Source organism: Pseudomonas sp. GW821-FHT09E12, from assembly GCF_059416085.1.
In genome coordinates this window covers 98,042-114,582 of record NZ_JBWKOM010000008.1, presented here as the reverse complement: position 1 = coordinate 114,582, position 16,541 = coordinate 98,042, and the positions used below count along the sequence as shown (strand labels likewise).

13 protein-coding genes are annotated in these 16,541 nt (G+C 62.3%); 7 read left to right on the top strand and 6 right to left on the bottom strand.

From position 1 onward, the window contains the following. Nucleotides 1-34 precede the first annotated feature (34 nt). From AC07PQ_RS23035 to AC07PQ_RS23025, 3 genes are all read left to right on the top strand, one after another. Nucleotides 35-1,069, top strand: a complete 1,035-nt coding sequence (locus AC07PQ_RS23035) for a hypothetical protein (protein ID WP_493185248.1) — start codon at nt 35-37, stop codon at nt 1,067-1,069. After that, nucleotides 1,070-1,624 (top strand): LemA family protein, encoded by a 555-nt coding sequence (locus tag AC07PQ_RS23030; RefSeq protein ID WP_007921304.1) that lies wholly within the window; start codon nt 1,070-1,072, stop codon nt 1,622-1,624. It abuts the gene before it with no gap. Nucleotides 1,625-1,734: 110 nt separating this feature from the next. Beyond that, nucleotides 1,735-1,968: a hypothetical protein gene (locus AC07PQ_RS23025; RefSeq protein ID WP_009042980.1), complete on the top strand. Its 234-nt coding sequence runs from the start codon at nt 1,735-1,737 to the stop codon at nt 1,966-1,968. Nucleotides 1,969-2,072: 104 nt separating this feature from the next. Here AC07PQ_RS23025 and sulA read toward each other — a convergent pair whose 3' ends face one another. Both sulA and lexA read right to left on the bottom strand, forming a co-directional pair. Then, nucleotides 2,073-2,546, bottom strand: coding sequence for an SOS-induced cell division inhibitor SulA (gene sulA, locus AC07PQ_RS23020; RefSeq protein ID WP_007921302.1), 474 nt, complete (start codon nt 2,544-2,546; stop codon nt 2,073-2,075). 10 nt (nt 2,547-2,556) lie between these two features. Further along, nucleotides 2,557-3,165: a transcriptional repressor LexA gene (gene lexA, locus AC07PQ_RS23015; RefSeq protein WP_007921301.1), complete on the bottom strand. Its 609-nt coding sequence runs from the start codon at nt 3,163-3,165 to the stop codon at nt 2,557-2,559. 252 nt (nt 3,166-3,417) lie between these two features. On the opposite strand from lexA, the gene AC07PQ_RS23010 reads away from it, so the two are divergent. From AC07PQ_RS23010 to AC07PQ_RS23000, 3 genes are all read left to right on the top strand, one after another. After that, nucleotides 3,418-4,125, top strand: a complete 708-nt coding sequence (locus AC07PQ_RS23010) for a TetR/AcrR family transcriptional regulator (RefSeq protein ID WP_007921300.1) — start codon at nt 3,418-3,420, stop codon at nt 4,123-4,125. A 204-nt stretch (nt 4,126-4,329) separates the two neighbouring features. Then, nucleotides 4,330-5,328, top strand: a complete 999-nt coding sequence (gene nagZ, locus AC07PQ_RS23005) for a beta-N-acetylhexosaminidase (protein ID WP_177323773.1) — start codon at nt 4,330-4,332, stop codon at nt 5,326-5,328. An 11-nt stretch (nt 5,329-5,339) separates the two neighbouring features. Beyond that, complete coding sequence (locus AC07PQ_RS23000) at nt 5,340-6,083, top strand: S-methyl-5'-thioinosine phosphorylase (RefSeq protein WP_274306079.1); 744 nt, start codon at nt 5,340-5,342, stop codon at nt 6,081-6,083. A gap of 105 nt (nt 6,084-6,188) precedes the next feature. Here AC07PQ_RS23000 and AC07PQ_RS22995 read toward each other — a convergent pair whose 3' ends face one another. From AC07PQ_RS22995 to mfd, 3 genes are read right to left on the bottom strand one after another with little or no spacing between them, the layout of a single operon-like run. Beyond that, nucleotides 6,189-8,882 carry an SNF2-related protein gene (locus AC07PQ_RS22995; protein WP_493185247.1) on the bottom strand — a complete coding sequence of 898 codons (2,694 nt, stop codon included), beginning with the start codon at nt 8,880-8,882 and terminating at the stop codon, nt 6,189-6,191. An 11-nt stretch (nt 8,883-8,893) separates the two neighbouring features. Further along, nucleotides 8,894-9,457 carry a CsiV family protein gene (locus AC07PQ_RS22990; RefSeq protein ID WP_493185246.1) on the bottom strand — a complete coding sequence of 188 codons (564 nt, stop codon included), beginning with the start codon at nt 9,455-9,457 and terminating at the stop codon, nt 8,894-8,896. Between the two features lie 10 nt (nt 9,458-9,467). Then, nucleotides 9,468-12,917 (bottom strand): transcription-repair coupling factor, encoded by a 3,450-nt coding sequence (gene mfd, locus AC07PQ_RS22985; RefSeq protein ID WP_493185245.1) that lies wholly within the window; start codon nt 12,915-12,917, stop codon nt 9,468-9,470. 350 nt (nt 12,918-13,267) lie between these two features. Between mfd and AC07PQ_RS22980 the strand changes: the two genes are divergently transcribed. Next, nucleotides 13,268-14,731 (top strand): glyceraldehyde-3-phosphate dehydrogenase, encoded by a 1,464-nt coding sequence (locus AC07PQ_RS22980; protein ID WP_007921292.1) that lies wholly within the window; start codon nt 13,268-13,270, stop codon nt 14,729-14,731. A gap of 185 nt (nt 14,732-14,916) precedes the next feature. Here the strand turns inward: AC07PQ_RS22980 and AC07PQ_RS22975 are convergent, their stop codons facing one another. Further along, complete coding sequence (locus AC07PQ_RS22975; protein WP_493185244.1) at nt 14,917-16,215, bottom strand: MFS transporter; 1,299 nt, start codon at nt 16,213-16,215, stop codon at nt 14,917-14,919. Between the last annotated feature and the right edge of the window lie 326 nt (nt 16,216-16,541).

Sequence of the window (16,541 nt, the reverse complement as noted above, 5' to 3'; positions counted from 1 at the left end):
TCTTCGAGTACGACCAATCATTCAAGGATGAGTAATGGCTTCAGCTACAGAGACGAATGCGCTGCCTGCGCTGTTCGATCGTGTCGATCGTCTGGCGGCCGCGGCCGCTTCGTCCCGGGATCTGCTCAAGGCGGTGGAGCAGATTCGCGATTTTCCCGAACCTATTGTCCTTAGTCGTTCAGATCCCAATTCAAAAAAACTGGCCTGGTGCCTGTGCATTGCCGGAATACTGGTCTGGCCGTTGCTGATTCCCGGGATCTACCTGATGCGCCGGCGCGGCGCCAACCACTTCATTCATCCGGATGTGGTGAAGGCGCTATCGCAGAAGATCATTCGCAAAGCGGCTCTGCTCAGCGCTGGCGTAGATGATGCGTCGGCTTCGGGGATTTTCACTCTAGCCGTGATGATGAATGAGTTTGCGCACTATCGTCGGGGTAACTATTCCCGTGAGCTCAAGAACACGCTGCTGGGTGTTTATAACGGTGCGGTGCACGATCTGCCTTACGCTTTCCACCATCTGCATTACGTCGATATGGAAACCTACGAAGTATCGGTTTCCGATGGCAAGGGCGGTTCTCGAAGGGAAACCAGAACCCGCTATGTTGGGTATGACCGCTATAGCCTGGTGTTCGACTTTCCCTGGGCGGCCGAGGTTGCCGTTCGTGGTGACAAGCATCGAGCCATGGATCGCGAGCATCTCTACAAGACCACAGCTCGGGAATTCAATTCTGCCTTCACCCTGACTGGCGCGACGGAGATGGCCTGCGCGACTTTCGCCACGCCGGTCACCGTGCTCAAGCTGCTGCAGATCGCCAAGGAGTTGAAAGACGTCAGTTTCGAGTTTTCCTCCCAGAGCCGCCTATGCGTGAGCTTCAACAATGATGATGTGGTCGGCATCGCTACCTCGGCGGTAAGCCTTGCGGAGCCGGTCGCCTTTCATGCCGGCTTGATGCAGGGGGCGACGATGCCGCGCCTGAGGCCGGTGCTGGAGCTGTTGCACCAGTTTGCCGAGTTGCATGACGACAATTTCAATCTACCGAAGAAAAGAACGCAGGACATGGAGCAGTAAATGATCATCCTTCTTACAGCGATACTGGTGGCCTGGCTCCTCTGGTACTACTACAACAAGATTGTCGGCGCAGGGAACCGCGCTCAGCGCGCATGGGCCGATGTGCTCGTGTATGAGCGGCAGAAGATCAAGGTGCTGGATGCCCTGGAGGAACAGGCTTCCAGCTTCAAGATCTATGAAAGCAACGTGCTGGAGAAAGTGGTGGGCCTGCGTTCGGCCCTCGGAAGGTTGCCTGAGGCGGCCAGTGGTGAGGCGCTGAAGTCGACGCAGATGGCCACTCGGGAACTGGTGGGGGGGCTGAACATGGCCTTTGAGGCCTATCCGGAACTCAAGGCGGCGGGAATCGTCAGTGGGTTGATGAAGGAAATCGTCGAACAGCAGGCGAACATTGCAGCCGCCGTTACGGTCTTCAACCGGACCGTCGAGGAGTTCAATAACTGCATCCAGATGTTCCCCAGTTCGATGGTCAACGCGGTCATCAACAAGAAGCAGGCTATTACGCCGTTTTCCGATAAGGAAGCCGCCGCGAGTTTTGATTACAAGCCGAATTTCTGATGGCAAATGCCTGTTTGTAACGCCAGGCCAATAAAGAAAACCGTTTGGGCCCGCGCGAGGTCGGGGTGATGACTGATATAATCCCGGCCTTTCGTGGAGAACAGACCTTTATGCCAACGTCCTTTCTAGAAATTGTCGAATTGCCAGACGGTCGTATCGAGCTGCGCAGGGCCGAGGACGAGGGTTCTCTGGTCACTCTGGACTTTTCAGAGGATGCCAAAGCCTTCTTGCAAGGCCAGCATGTCGAGGTGGCCAAGGCCATGTTGAGCGTGGGTGTGCAGATGGCGGGTCGCCTGGTTGAAGGCGAATTGGAGAAAGAAGAGGGGCCACGGATTCTTCACTGAGTCCGTTTGTCGGTTTTTTTGCTGTCGTTCGTCGCCTCCTTTCGGCTTCTCAATCCTGGAGAAGCCTTGTGTCATTCAAGTGTGTCCATCGACGCTTCTAGCGGTCAGCCCAGACGAATATTCAGGCTTTGTGCGTCGCCCGTGCGGGCTGCGCTGATGAGCTGTTGACGGGCACTGCTGTTCAACGGGTTGAGCCAGCTGACAACGGTGTGGCTGCGTCCCAGGCGCAGCGCCTCGCAAGCCAGTTGTTGCGCGCTTTGGGCGCCGCGCGGGTGCAGCAGCAGAATCCGTTCGCGGTTCAGGCCGGCATCCCGCAACCAGGCCTGGGTCAGGCTGGCCGGCGGGGCAATCAATGTCAGCCAGCGCGCATCCTGGTCCTGGCTCAGTTCCCTGAGGATGGGCGCCAGCAGGCTCAGGCAGTTCCCGGCGGCACCGCGTAACGACAGTTCACTGAAGGCTTCCGGTTCGTTGCTCCAGGGCGATTCGACGACCTCTTTGAGGATAGGCGCCAGGGGTTGGGCCATGAACGCTTCGAACAGTGGCAGTTGTGCATGCTGTGGTGTGTGAGGGAACTGCATACAGCCTCCTTTAGCGGCGAATGACGCCGACACTCAAGCCTTCGATCACCAGGTCCTGATCTTTCAGGTTGACCTCGATAGGGGCGAACTCAGGGTTTTCGGCAATCAGCCAGACTTTGCTGCCTTCGCGCTTGAAGCGTTTCACGGTGACTTCATCGCCAATGCGGGCGACGACGACCTGGCCATTGCGGGCCTCGCGAGTGGTGTGCACGGCCAGCAGGTCGCCATCGAAAATGCCGATGTCCTTCATGCTCATGCCGTGAACCCGCAGCAGGTAGTCGGCACGTGGATGGAAGAAGGCCGGATTGATGTTGCAGGACTCTTCGATGTGCTGCTCGGCGAGAATTGGAGCACCTGCGGCGACCCGGCCGATGATGGGCAGGCTGGAGTCGTCGGGCTTGGCTTCGAACCCCGGGATGCGAATGCCGCGGGAGGCGCCTGGAGTCATTTCGATCGCGCCTTTGCGGGCCAGCGCCTTGAGGTGTTCTTCAGCGGCGTTGGGCGACTTGAAACCCAGTTCCTGGGCGATTTCCGCGCGGGTCGGTGGGTAGCCGTTGTCTTCGAGGCAACGTTTGATAAAAGCCAGAATCTCAGCTTGGCGTGGCGTCAGTTTTAGCATGTCGATCGCTCTGTCTTTTTATACAGTGACTGGAATTATATACAGTGAATGCCGCTTGGCAATCCTCCTTTTTCCAATCGCCGCTGGACGGTCGGGTCGCCGCTGCGCATGCCTGGTGTCGCGTGGCTGGCTACAGGAAGCGGCGGGTATGATTAAATAGCTGACTGACCGGCCGCAAAACGGACAGGCAGGCTTGACAAGGCTGGGGCTGAAACGTATGTTTCAAACAAGTGTTTGTCAGGCGGAGTAGCCATGGCCCAGTCGGAAACCGTTGAACGCATTCTCGATGCTGCCGAGCAGTTGTTCGCGGAAAAAGGTTTTGCCGAAACCTCATTGCGGCTGATCACCAGCAAGGCCGGGGTCAACCTGGCGGCGGTGAATTATCATTTCGGTTCCAAAAAGGCCCTGATCCAGGCGGTGTTCTCTCGCTTCCTCGGGCCGTTCTGCGTCAGCCTCGACCGTGAGCTGGAGCGGCGTTCGGCCAAGCCGGACAGCAAGCCAAGCCTCGAAGAGCTGCTGGAAATCCTCGTCGAGCAGGCCCTGGTGGTCCAGCCTCGCAGCGGCAACGACCTGTCCATTTTCATGCGCCTTCTGGGCCTGGCCTTCAGCCAGAGCCAGGGGCACCTGCGACGTTATCTGGAAGACATGTACGGCAAGGTGTTTCGCCGCTACATGCTGCTGGTCAATGAAGCCGCGCCGCGCATCCCACCGATCGAACTGTTCTGGCGTGTGCACTTCATGCTGGGAGCGGCGGCTTTCAGCATGTCGGGGATCAAGGCCTTGCGTGCGATTGCCGAGACCGACTTCGGGGTCAATACCTCGATCGAGCAGGTAATGCGCCTGATGGTGCCATTCCTTGCGGCCGGCATGCGCGCCGAAACCGGCGTCACCGACGATGCCATGGCCACGGCGCAGCTCAAGCCGCGCAGCAAATCGACTCCGGCGGTCGCCAAGGCCTGACCGTCCGGGTGGGCGCGGCAGCTTACATCCGCTAAGCTAGCCGCCCATGCCAACTCTCGTTTCCTACCTCTCTTCACACCTTTCGCCGATCGTCGTTTGCCGGGCCTTGCCGCCGGCAATGGACTCGTGCGTCCGCGCCACGCCAGCACCCTTTGCGGTGCCGTGCGCGTACTTCGTTACTAAGGAATTGCTATGACCACAGGCCTGCAAGGCTCCTTGATGGTGGATGTCGCCGGTACCTGGCTGACGGCTGAAGATCGCCAACTCCTGCGCCAGCCCGAAGTGGGTGGGCTGATCATCTTTGCCCGCAATATCGAGCATCCGCGGCAGGTGCGTGAGCTGAGCGCGTCCATCCGGGCGATTCGCCCGGACCTGCTGCTTGCGGTGGACCAGGAGGGCGGTCGCGTGCAACGCCTGCGCCAGGGCTTCGTGCGGCTGCCGGCCATGCGCGCCATTGCCGACAACCCGAATGCCGAGTACCTGGCCGAGCAGTGCGGCTGGATCATGGCCACCGAAGTGCTGGCCGTCGGCCTGGACCTTAGCTTCGCGCCGGTGCTGGACCTCGATCATCAGCGCAGCGCCGTGGTGGGCACCCGTTCCTTCGAGGGCGACCCCGAGCGCGCCGCCTTGCTGGCAGGCGCCTTTATCCGTGGCATGAACAGCGCCGGCATGGCGGCCACGGGCAAGCATTTTCCCGGGCACGGCTGGGCCGAGGCGGACTCCCACGTGGCGATCCCCGATGACGAGCGCAGCCTCGACGAGATTCGCGCCAAGGACCTGGTGCCTTTCGCGCGCCTGAGCAAGCAGCTGGCGGCGGTGATGCCGGCCCACGTCATCTACCCTCAGGTCGATGCCCAGCCAGCCGGGTTCTCCCGCCGTTGGTTGCAGGAGATCCTGCGTGGTGAATTGCAGTTCGACGGTGTCATCTTCAGTGACGACCTGTCGATGGCCGGTGCTCATGTGGTGGGCGATGCCGCGAGCCGGATCGAAGCGGCGCTGTCGGCCGGTTGCGACATGGGCCTGGTGTGTAACGACCGGGCGGCGGCCGAGCTGGCCCTGAGCGCGGCCCAGCGTCTGAAAGTGACGCCGTCGGCGCGTATTGCGCGGATGCGTGGCCAGGCGTTTGCCTGCACCGACTATCGTCAGGATCCGCGTTGGCTGACGGCGCTCGGCGCACTCAAAGATGCCCAATTGATCGATTAAGGGCTTTTGCGATGACGGTCTACGCGATTATCGGCGGTACCGGCCTGACCCGGCTCGAAGGCTTGAGCATTCACCAATCCTTGCCCCTGGATACGCCCTATGGCGCTCCGTCGGCGGATATCCAGAAGGGTGAATACGCCGGGCGCGAGGTGCTGTTTCTGGCGCGTCACGGTCATCCCCATCGCTTCCCGCCGCATCAGGTGAACTATCGGGCCAATCTCTGGGCGCTGAAGCAGGCTGGCGCCGAGGCGATTCTGGCGGTCAACGCGGTGGGTGGCATTCATCCGGCGATGGGCTCCGGGCATTTCTGCGTGCCGCATCAGCTGATCGACTACACCAGCGGTCGTGAGCACACCTATTTTGCCGACGACCTGGAGCAGGTCACTCACATCGACTTCAGCTATCCCTACAGCGAGTCGCTGCGCCAGCAATTGATTGCCGCGCTGGCCGCCGAAGGCTGCGAATTCAGCAGTCAGGGCGTGTACGCCTGCACCCAGGGGCCGCGCCTGGAAACCGTGGCGGAGATCGCCCGCCTGGAGCGTGACGGCTGCGACATCGTCGGCATGACCGGCATGCCGGAAGCGGCGCTGGCCCGTGAGCTGGAGCTGGACTACGCCTGCCTGGCGCTGGTGGTGAACCCCGCGGCGGGCAAGTCCGCGACGGTGATTACCATGGCCGAGATCGAGCAAGCGTTGCAGGATGGTATGGGCAAGGTGCAGGCGACGCTGGCGCGGGTCCTCGCGGCAAACCTGTAGCCGCTGCCGCAGGCTGCGACCGAGTGCGTAGCGCTCGCAAAACCTGAATCCGCGGTATTTACGTCTGCTGCACAGCCGATCGCAGGCTGCACCAGCCGCTCCAGATCAGCGTCCGCCTTTCTTGTCGGGCAGCGGGGCGAAGAGGGCTTCGATGTCTTCGCTCTGCAGCTTCCAGTCCCCGGCCTTGCGCCCATCCAGTACGCCCGCGGCCAGGTCGGACTTCTCCTGCTGCAGGTGCTGGATTTTCTCTTCCACCGTGCCGCGGGCAATCAGCTTGTAGACGAACACCGGCTTCTCCTGGCCAATTCGATAGGCGCGGTCGGTGGCCTGGTTTTCCGTGGCCGGGTTCCACCAGGGGTCGTAGTGGATCACGGTGTCGGCTTCGGTCAGGTTGAGGCCGACGCCGCCGGCTTTCAGGCTGATCAGGAAGATCTGCAGCTTTCCGCCCTGGAAGTCCCTGACCGGCGTGCGGCGATCGCGGGTCTGCCCGGTCAGCAGGGCGTAGGCGACATTGCGCCGTTTAAGCTCGGCTTCGATCAGGCTCAGCATCGAGGTGAATTGCGAGAACAGCAGGATGCGCCGACCCTCGTCGAACAGTTCCTCGAGCATCTCCATCAGGCTGTCGAGCTTGCCGGAGGAGCTGCCTCGCGCCGGCACCGCGTCTTCGTTGACCAGGCGCAGGTCGCAGCACACCTGGCGCAGTTTCAGCAACGCTTCAAGAATGATGATCTGGCTGCGGGCCACGCCCTTGCGGGTGATCTCGTCGCGGACTTTCTTGTCCATGGCCAGGCGCATGGTTTCGTACACATCGCGCTGGGCTTCATTGAGCTCCACCCAATGGATGATCTCGGTCTTGGGCGGCAGTTCGGTGGCCACCTGTTCCTTGGTGCGGCGCAACAGGAAGGGCTTGATCCGCCCATTGAGGTGCTGCAGGCGTACTTCGCTGGCATGCCTTTCGATCGGCACGCGGTAGTCGCGATTGAAGCTCTTCACGTCCCCCAGCCAGCCGGGCAGCAGGAAATGGAACAGCGACCACAGCTCGCCCAGGTGATTCTCCAGTGGCGTGCCGCTCAGGCACAGGCGCTGCCGGGCATTGAGCGCGCGCGCGGCCTGGGCCGCCTTGCTCGACGGGTTCTTGATGTATTGCGCCTCATCCAGCACCAGGACATGCAGGGGCAGGGCGGCGAGTTGCTCGACATCCTTGGGCAGTAGCGCGTAGGTGGTCAGGATCAGGTCGTAGTCGCTCAGCCGGGCGAAGTGCTTATGGCGGCCGGCGCCATACAGGGCCAGGACCTTGAGTTGCGGCGTGAAGTGCGCCGCCTCGTCGAGCCAGTTGGGGATCAGGCTGGTGGGCATCACCACCATGCACGGCCGGTCCAGGCGCCCGGCGTTCTTTTCGCTGAGCACATGGGCCAGGGTCTGCAGGGTTTTGCCCAGGCCCATGTCGTCGGCCAGGATGCCGCCGACTTCCAGCTGGCGCAGGGACTGCATCCAGCTCAGGCCTTCGAGCTGATAGGGGCGCAGCGTGGCGTTCAGGCCCTCCGGCGCGGGGGCCGAGTAGTCCTTGATGTCGCGCAGCCGCTGGGCGAAGGAGCGGATGTGTTCGCCGCCTTCCCAGAGCAGGGGCAGGTCTTCCAGCGGATTGAGGCGGGTCGCGTCGGCACTGCTCAGGCGCAGTGTGGTTTCGCCGGGTTCCTGCAGATAGAACTCGCCCAGGGTGGCCAGCACCGGCTTCAGCCGGCCATAGGGCAGCGCCACTTGCAGGGGGCCGTTGGGCGAGTTGGGGCGCCCGGGAATGTTCACCAGGATCAGTTCGTCGTCGCGGCGTCTGGCCAGGCGTTCCGGGTTGAGGATCTCGGTGTGGGAGCGCATCAGGTTGAGCAGGATCGGCAACAGGCTCAGGCGCTCGCCGTTGACGATGATGCCCAGTTCCAGGTCGAACCAGTCGCGCCCCGGCGCTTCGTCCACCGTGGCGTACCAGTCGTCCACGGCGGTCAGGTCGAAGCCGAAGTCGTCGTCGATCTGCAGCTCCCAGCCCTGGGTGCGCAGCTTGGGCAGTTCGTTGAGGGTGAAGGTCAGCCAGGCGCTGTCGTTGACCATTTCATACAGCTCGCCGGCGCTTTCCGGCAGGGCCTTGCTTTGCCGGGTGGCGATCTTGAAACCCAGCGCCCGCAGTTGTTCGCGATAGCGTTGTTCGACTTCCGGCTGGCGTCTGATGCGCAGGGTCTGGTGTTCCTGGCGAATCACCACGTCGGCGTTTTTCTGCCCGCTGACGTATTCCTCCAGGTAGCTGAACGACAGCGCGGCACGGTGCTGGATGTAGCGCTGCATCTTGCCGTTGCGCGGTTCGAAGGCGCTGAACTCGATACTGGCCAGCCACAACCGGGGCACCGGTTGCACGTTGTCGACGATCTGTTGCGGCAGCGGGGCGGGGCTGCGGTTTTCCAGGACGGCCTGGAGTTTTTCCAGCAGCTCGGCGTCTTTCGCTGCCGCCGGGTAGGCCAGGGTCTCCTCGATTTTCAGCAGCACCGCGGCAATGTGTTTGCAATTGCTGCGCACCGGGCAGGTGCAGGAGGCTTCGACCATCAGCAAGGTGTTCTTGGCCGACTCGCGCAGGCTGATGGTCTGTCGATAGACGTTGCCTCCCGAGCCCTCGCAACTGGCGGTGATGACGCTGTCGCCGGCCTGGACGATCCTGACGCGGTTCTCCAGGGCGTAGCGGCGGCCACGCTCCAGGGCTTGTTCCTTGAATCGGCTGACCCAGGAAGGTGCCAGGGGTTTGGTCAGGGTCGGGGGCATAGGGACTTCTGTCAGTCCACGATTTCAGGCGGCGCCTCGCGCGGCGCGGGGGCCGACAGCGAGGTGATCTTGATCAGCAGGGCCAGGTGACCGTTGTCGAGGTAGTTGAGCTGGCCGTTCTTGGTGTGGCTTTCCTGTTTCAGGCGTTCGCTGGCGGTCACCAGGCCGTTGCTGTCGATCCGGTTGACCCAGAACTGCGCATCCACATCGGTGAAGCGCCCGAGCTTGAGGGTCAGGGTGCCCTCGATCGGGAACTGGCCGAACTGTTCCTGGCCCTCGCTGATCGCGACTTTCACCGGGTTTTCGCCCAGCGCCTGTTGCCAGGCCTTGTGCATCAGCACGCTGTAGTCGCCGCTGGCGGTGAGTTTCTCGACCACGCCGCCCAGCGCCGGGGTGCGCTGGCTGTCGGCGCCCAGGCGTTGGGCGCCGGCGGCCCAGTCTTCGGGGGCGGCGCGGCTGACGATGGCGGGAACCGCGTTCTGCCGGACCAGAATCATTTCGACCTGATACATGTCGGCAAACGCCGAGGGAGCGACCAGGGTCAGGAGCAAGGTCAGTGAGCGAAACAGGCGCATGGGGCGTCCTTCAAGCAGTTTTCGGGGTGAGGCGCTCGAACAGCGCCTCCAATGTGTTGAAGCGTTCTTCCGGACGTTCCATCGGCACCATGAATTTGAACAGCGTGGCGCCTTCAAATTTGTAGCGATTGGGTTGGCCCTGGATGAGTTTGATCAGCGCCAGCGGGTCCACCGGGGTATCGGCGGCGAACTCGAGACGACCGCCCTGCGGGCCGCCGTCGACCTTCTTGATCCCCAGTTGCTCGGCCTGCAGTTTCAGCAGGGTCAGGCGTACCAGGTTCTTGGTCGGTTCTGGCAGCAGGCCGAAGCGGTCGATCATCTCCACTTGCAGGTCTTTCAGGCCGTCCTCGTCGGTGGCCGAGGCGATGCGCTTGTAGAGGATCAGCCGCGCATGCACATCCGGAAGGTAGTCTTCGGGAATCAGTGCCGGCAGGCGCAGGTTGATTTCCGGACCGCCACCCAGGGGCTGGTCGAGGTTCGGCTGCTCGCCCTTGCGGATGGCTTTCACCGCGCGCTCGAGCATCTCCATATAAAGGGTGAAGCCCACCGCCTGGATCTGCCCGCTTTGACCATCCCCCAGCAGTTCGCCGGCGCCGCGGATTTCCAGGTCGTTGGTGGCGAGCACGAAGCCGGCGCCGAGGTCCTGGGTGTTGGCGATCGCCTCCAGGCGCTTTTCCGCGTCCGGGGTGATCTGCTGGCGCGGTGGCGTCAGCAGGTAGGCGTAGGCCTGGTGGTGACTGCGACCGACCCGGCCGCGCAACTGGTGCAGCTGGGCCAGGCCGAACTTGTCGGCGCGCTCGATGATGATGGTGTTGGCGCTCGGCACGTCGATGCCGGTCTCGATGATGGTCGAGGCGATCAGCACGTTGAAGCGCTTGTGGTAGAAGTCGCTCATCACCTGTTCGAGTTCGCGTTCGCGCATCTGCCCGTGGCCGATGCCGATGCGCGCTTCCGGCACCAGTTCGGCGAGGTCGGCGGCGCATTTCTCGATGGTCTTCACATCGTTGTGCAGGTAGTAGACCTGGCCGCCACGCAGCAGCTCGCGCAGCAGGGCCTCTTTGACCGTGCTCTTGTTCTGCTCCATGACGAAGGTGCGCACCGACAGGCGTCGGGCCGGTGGCGTGGCGATGATCGACAGGTCGCGCATGCCCGACACCGCCATGTTCAGCGTGCGCGGAATCGGCGTCGCGGTCAGGGTCAGGATGTCGACCTCGCTGCGCAGGGCCTTGAGCTGTTCTTTCTGGCGCACGCCGAAGCGGTGCTCTTCGTCGATGATCACCAGCCCGAGATTCTTGATCTTCACATCGTCCTGCAGCAGCTTGTGGGTGCCGATGACGATGTCGATCTTGCCTTCGGCCAGGTCGGCCACCGCGGCATTCACTTCCTTGGCGGACTTGAAGCGGCTCATCACTTCCACGGTCACCGGCCAGTCGGCGAAGCGGTCGCGGAAGCTGTTGTAGTGCTGCTGGGCGAGCAGGGTGGTGGGCACCAGGATCGCCACTTGCTTGCCGCCGTGCACGGCGATGAAAGCGGCGCGCATCGCCACTTCGGTCTTGCCGAAGCCGACGTCGCCGCAGACCAGGCGGTCCATCGGCTTGGCCGCGAGCATGTCCTCGCGCACCGCTTCGATGGTGGTTTGTTGGTCGGGGGTTTCTTCGAACGGGAAGCCGGCGCTGAAGGTGGCGTAGTCGGCTTTCGGATCGGCGAAGGCATAACCTTCGCGGGCCGCGCGGCGAGCGTAGATGTCCAGCAGTTCGGCGGCGACATCGCGCACCTGCTCGGCGGCCTTGCGCTTGGCTTTCTGCCAGGTTTCCGAACCCAGGCGGTGCAGTGGCGCCAGGGCGTCGTCGCTACCGGTGTAGCGGGCGATCAGGTGCAGGTTGGCCACCGGCACATAGAGCTTGGCGCCCTCGGCGTATTCGAGGGTGAGGAATTCCGCGGCCTGGTTGTCGATCTCCAGGGTGGCCAGGCCCAGGTAGCGGCCCACGCCGTGATCGATATGCACCACCGGCGCGCCTTCGCGCAGCTCGGTGAGGTTCTTGATCACCGCATCGTTGTTGGCGTCGGCGCGTTTCTCCCGGCGCCGGCGCTGCATCACGCGCTGGCCGAACAGCGGGCTTTCGGCCACCAGCGCCAGGGCCGGATCGTCCAGCAGCAAGCCTTCGTCCAGCGGTGCGATGGTGATCGCCAGGCGATCCTTGAGCGCGACGAAGTCCGGCCAGCTGTCGACGGTCTTCGGCCGCAGCTTCAGGCGCTCCAGTAACTCCAGCAGCACCTCGCGGCGCCCGGCGGATTCGGCGGTGAACAGCACGCGTCCGGTGAACTCGTCGAGGAAATTCGCCAGGGCCGCCAGCGGCTGGTTGGCCTTGGCTTCGATGGCGAGGTTGGGCAGGGGCTGTGCCGGGAAGCGCTCGCGGCCGCCACCGGCCTCGATGTCCTGCTGGCTGGCGACTACCCGCGGCCAGCTTTTCAGACGGGCGAAGCAGTCTTCCACCGGCAGGAACAACTCGGCGGGCGGCAATAAAGGACGGGACGGATCGACGCGGCGTTCTTCGTAACGGTTGCGCACGTCGTTCCAGAAGTTTTCGGCCGCCTGCTCGATGCCCGGCAGGGAAAACACCTGGGTGTTCTGGGGCAGGTAGTCGAACAGGGTCGAAGTGTCTTCGAAGAACAGCGGCAGGTAATACTCGATACCGGCCGGAGTGATCCCGCTGCTCAGGTCCTGGAAGATCGGACAGCGGCGGAAATCGACGTCGAAGCGTTCGCGGAAACGGGCCTTGAAGCGGGTGACGGCTTCTTTTTGCAGCGGGAATTCTTTCGCCGGCAGCAGGCGCACCGAATCGACCTTGTCGATGGAGCGCTGGTTTTCCGGATCGAAGGTGCGCAGGGTCTCGATTTCATCGTCGAACAGGTCGATGCGATAAGGCAGTTTGCTGCCCATCGGGAACAGGTCGATCAGGGCGCCGCGCACCGCGAACTCGCCGTGCTCGTAGACCGTGTCGACACAGCGATAGCCGCTGGCTTCCAGGCGAGTGCGCATCTGTTCGACATCCAGCTTCTGACCGATGTCCAGCACCAGGCTGCTGCCCAGCAGGAACTTGGTCGGCGCCAGGCGATGCAGGGCCGTGGTGATCGGCACCACCAGCACGCCATGCTCCAGCTCCGGCAGCCGGTACAGGCTGGCGATTCGCTGGGAGATGATGTCCTGGTGCGGCGAGAACAGGTCGTAGGGCAGGGTTTCCCAGTCCGGGAAATGCAGCACGGGCAAATCCGGGGCGAAGAAACTCAGCTCCTGCTCCAGCCGTTCGGCACTTTGGCTGTCGGCGGTCAGCAGCAGGGTGAAGCGCTTGGCGGCGCTGGCAGCCTCGGCAATGGCGAGGCTGAGGGCGGCACCGGGCAGATTGCCCCAGTGCTGTTTGCCGGCGGCGGCAGGGAGTTGCGGTAGACGCAGAACGGGCACGGAAGGTTGAGCTCCAGCGTTGCGACAAAGTCGGTAATTGTAGCGGTCCGGCGTACCGGCTGTCAGTTGCTGATGTGTCTATTACGCGGTTGCGGAAAATGTAGTGGTTATGACAAAAAAACGCGTTTCTTGGCGGGAAATGTAGTGCCGAATCGGGGCGGTGTTACGGAGGGTTACAGACAACGCTGGGATACCGCGCAAAATGAGGCCTTTCTGGAACCCGCGTATTTACTGGGCTGGAGCGGGGTGTGTTTTTTCCGGATGGATTTTTGTTACGTTCTGCGCGACAGGCGCGCATTGCTACGCAGGGGACTCGGCTGCATAATGTAGCCCCTTTTTTCAGCCCCTACATGTGGAAGGTTCCCGTGACTCAGAAGCCCGACCAGTGTCTTGGTGAATGGATCGACCGTGAAGCGCTCGCAGAAGCGATGATTCCGCTTATCGGTCAGCTCTACCGCAATAACAATGTGGTGAGCTCGATCTATGGCCGCAGCCTGATCAACCAGTCTGTCATCGCGATTCTCAAAGCTCACCGCTTTGCTCGCCATCGCTCTTCCGACGATAGCGAACTCTCCGTCCACGAAACATTCCCACTGCTCAAGGCCATGAGCGAGCTCAAGCTCGGCGCGGCTTCGGTGGACCTGGGCAAGTTGGCGTTCAAATTCCGTAACGAAGGCAATGGCCGCACCGCCGAGCAATTCGTTCGCGAAGAGCTGGCTGACGTGGTTGGTCAGCAAAACGCTTCGCCCCGCAAAGGCACCGACGTGGTCCTGTACGGCTTCGGTCGTATCGGCCGTCTGCTGGCGCGCATCCTGATCGAGAAAACCGGTGGTGGCGACGGCCTGCGCCTGCGCGCCATCGTGGTGCGCAAAGGCGCCGAAAACGACCTGACCAAACGCGCCAGCCTGCTGCGTCGCGATTCGGTGCACGGTTCGTTCAACGGCACCATCACCATCGACGAAGCCAACAACACCATCACCGCCAACGGCAACCTGATCCAGGTTATCTACGCGAAGAATCCGACCGAGGTGGACTACACCCAGTACGGCATCAAAGACGCGCTGCTGGTGGACAACACCGGTGTATGGCGTGACGCCGACGGCCTGGGTCAGCACCTGGCCTGCCCGGGTATCGACCGTGTCGTTCTGACCGCGCCTGGCAAAGGCAAGCTGAAGAACATCGTTCACGGTATCAACCACGCCGAAATCACCGCTGACGACAAGATCGTTTCCGCCGCTTCCTGCACCACCAACGCCATCGTGCCGGTGCTCAAGGCCGTGAACGACAAGTTCGGCATCGTCAACGGTCACGTCGAAACCGTTCACTCGTACACCAACGACCAGAACCTGATCGACAACTTCCACAAGGGCGATCGTCGTGGCCGTAGCGCCGCGCTGAACATGGTAATCACCGAGACCGGTGCTGCCACCGCTGCCGCCAAGGCCCTGCCTGAGCTGGCCGGCAAGCTGACCGGCAACGCGATCCGCGTTCCGACGCCAAACGTGTCGATGGCCATTCTCAACCTGAACCTTGAGAAAGCCGCTACCCGTGAAGAGATGAACGAGTACCTGCGCTACATGGCGCTGCACTCCGATCTGCACAAGCAGATCGACTTCGTCAATTCCCAGGAAGTGGTTTCCACCGACTTCGTGGGCTCGCGCCACGCCGGTGTGGTGGACGCTGAAGCGACCATCACCCAGGATAACCGCGTTGTTCTGTACGTCTGGTACGACAACGAATTCGGTTACAGCTGCCAGGTGGTTCGCGTGATGGAAGACATGGCCGGTGTGAACCCGCCTGCGTTCCCGCGCTAAGCCTTAGCCACAAACAAAAACGCCCCGACTTGTCGGGGCGTTTTTGTTTGTGGCGTTTGATGGCTGGAGGGATGAGTTGATTGGGCGGGCCTTTTCGCGGGCAAGCCTCGCTCCTACGGGGCGTATGCGATTTCAGAACTGACGCATAACCTGCAGGAGCGCGGCTTGCCCGCGAAGACGGTCGATCAGGCGCCACCCACTACTGCTGCCTGCGCAGTGCGCAGTTCATGCTTGTTGCCGCGGAACAGCACCAGGGTCGCGATCAGGCCCAGCACCGCCGCGCCGCTGAGCCAGATCCCCGGCGCCGCCTTGTTGTCCAGCGCATGGATCAGGTAGGTGCAGGCCGCTGGCGTGAAGCCGCCAAAGGTGGCGGTGGCCAGGCTGTAGGCCAGGGAGAAACCGGTGGTGCGCACTTCAACCGGCATGATTTCGGTGAGAGCCACCACCATGGCGCCGTTGTACGAGCCATAGAGGAAGGACAGCCACAGCTCGACGATCAGCAGGTGGCTGAAACTCGGGTTGGCCACCAGCCAGGACAGGGCCGGGTAAGCCGTGAGGATCGCCAGGACGGTCGCCGCCAGCAGCAGCGGCTTGCGCCCGACCTTGTCCGATACGGCGCCCATCACCGGCAGCCAGAAGAAGTTCGACAGGCCGATGCACACGGTGACCAGCAGAGCGTCCAGGTCCGACAGCTGCAATTCGGCCTTGCCGAAGGTCGGGGTGTAGGCGGTGATCAGGTAGAAGGACACAGTGGTCATCACCACCAGTGCCATGCCGGCCAGGACGATGCCGAAGTTCTGGCCGATGGAGCGGATGATTTCCCGCAGGGTAGGGCGGTGCTTGCGTGCCTGGAACTCCGGGGTTTCTTCCAGCGAACGACGGATCATGAAGATCGCCGGCACTATCATGCAGCCCACCAGGAACGGCATGCGCCAGCCCCAGTCGCCCATTTGTTCCGGGCTCAGCCAGTGGTTCAGGCCAACGCCCAGCAAGCCGGCGAAGACCACGGCGGCCTGTTGGCTCGCCGATTGCCAGCTGACGAAGAAGCCCTTGCGGCCCGGGGTGGAGATTTCCGCCAGGTAAACCGAGACGCCACCCAGTTCCACACCGGCAGAGAAGCCCTGCAGCAAGCGGCCGAACAGCACCAGCAACGGCGCGGCGACGCCGAGGGTGGCATAACCCGGGACGCAGGCGATCAGCACGGTGCCCGCGGCCATGAGCAGCAGGGTGATGATCAGGCCCCGGCGCCGGCCATGACGGTCGATATAAGCGCCAAGAAAGATCGCGCCCAGCGGGCGCATCAGGAAGCCGGCGCCGAAGGTCGCCAGCGACAGCATCAATGACGCGAAAGCACTGTCGGCAGGGAAGAAGGTCTTGGCAATGGCCGTGGCGTAAAAGCCGTAGACCATGAAGTCGAACATCTCCAGAAAGTTGCCGCTGACAACGCGAAAGATCGCCTTGCCTTTGCCCGTGGTCGTGGACATTTTATTCACTCACTTTGGCTATTTTGTTAGCGATCCCTGGTCGTTATCCGTCCTGGCTGCACGGTCTGGGGCGGCTAAGCCGCAGGCCAAACAGTTTGTAACAATATGTGTATGAGTCTGTCGAGGCAACAAAAACTCTTAGCTTGCTTGCTAAGTAGATGGACGGCTTGGGATTTATTGCCAGCCAGTTCGCGGAATAAACCCGCAGGAGCGAGCTCGCGATGAGCCGGGTTCGGCCTGCATCAAATCCGCGCTGGCTGCCGCATAATGGCCCGCCCTGGTCGGACGAAGCCGAGAGGGAAATCGATTGTCGGGAGGCGAAGTCT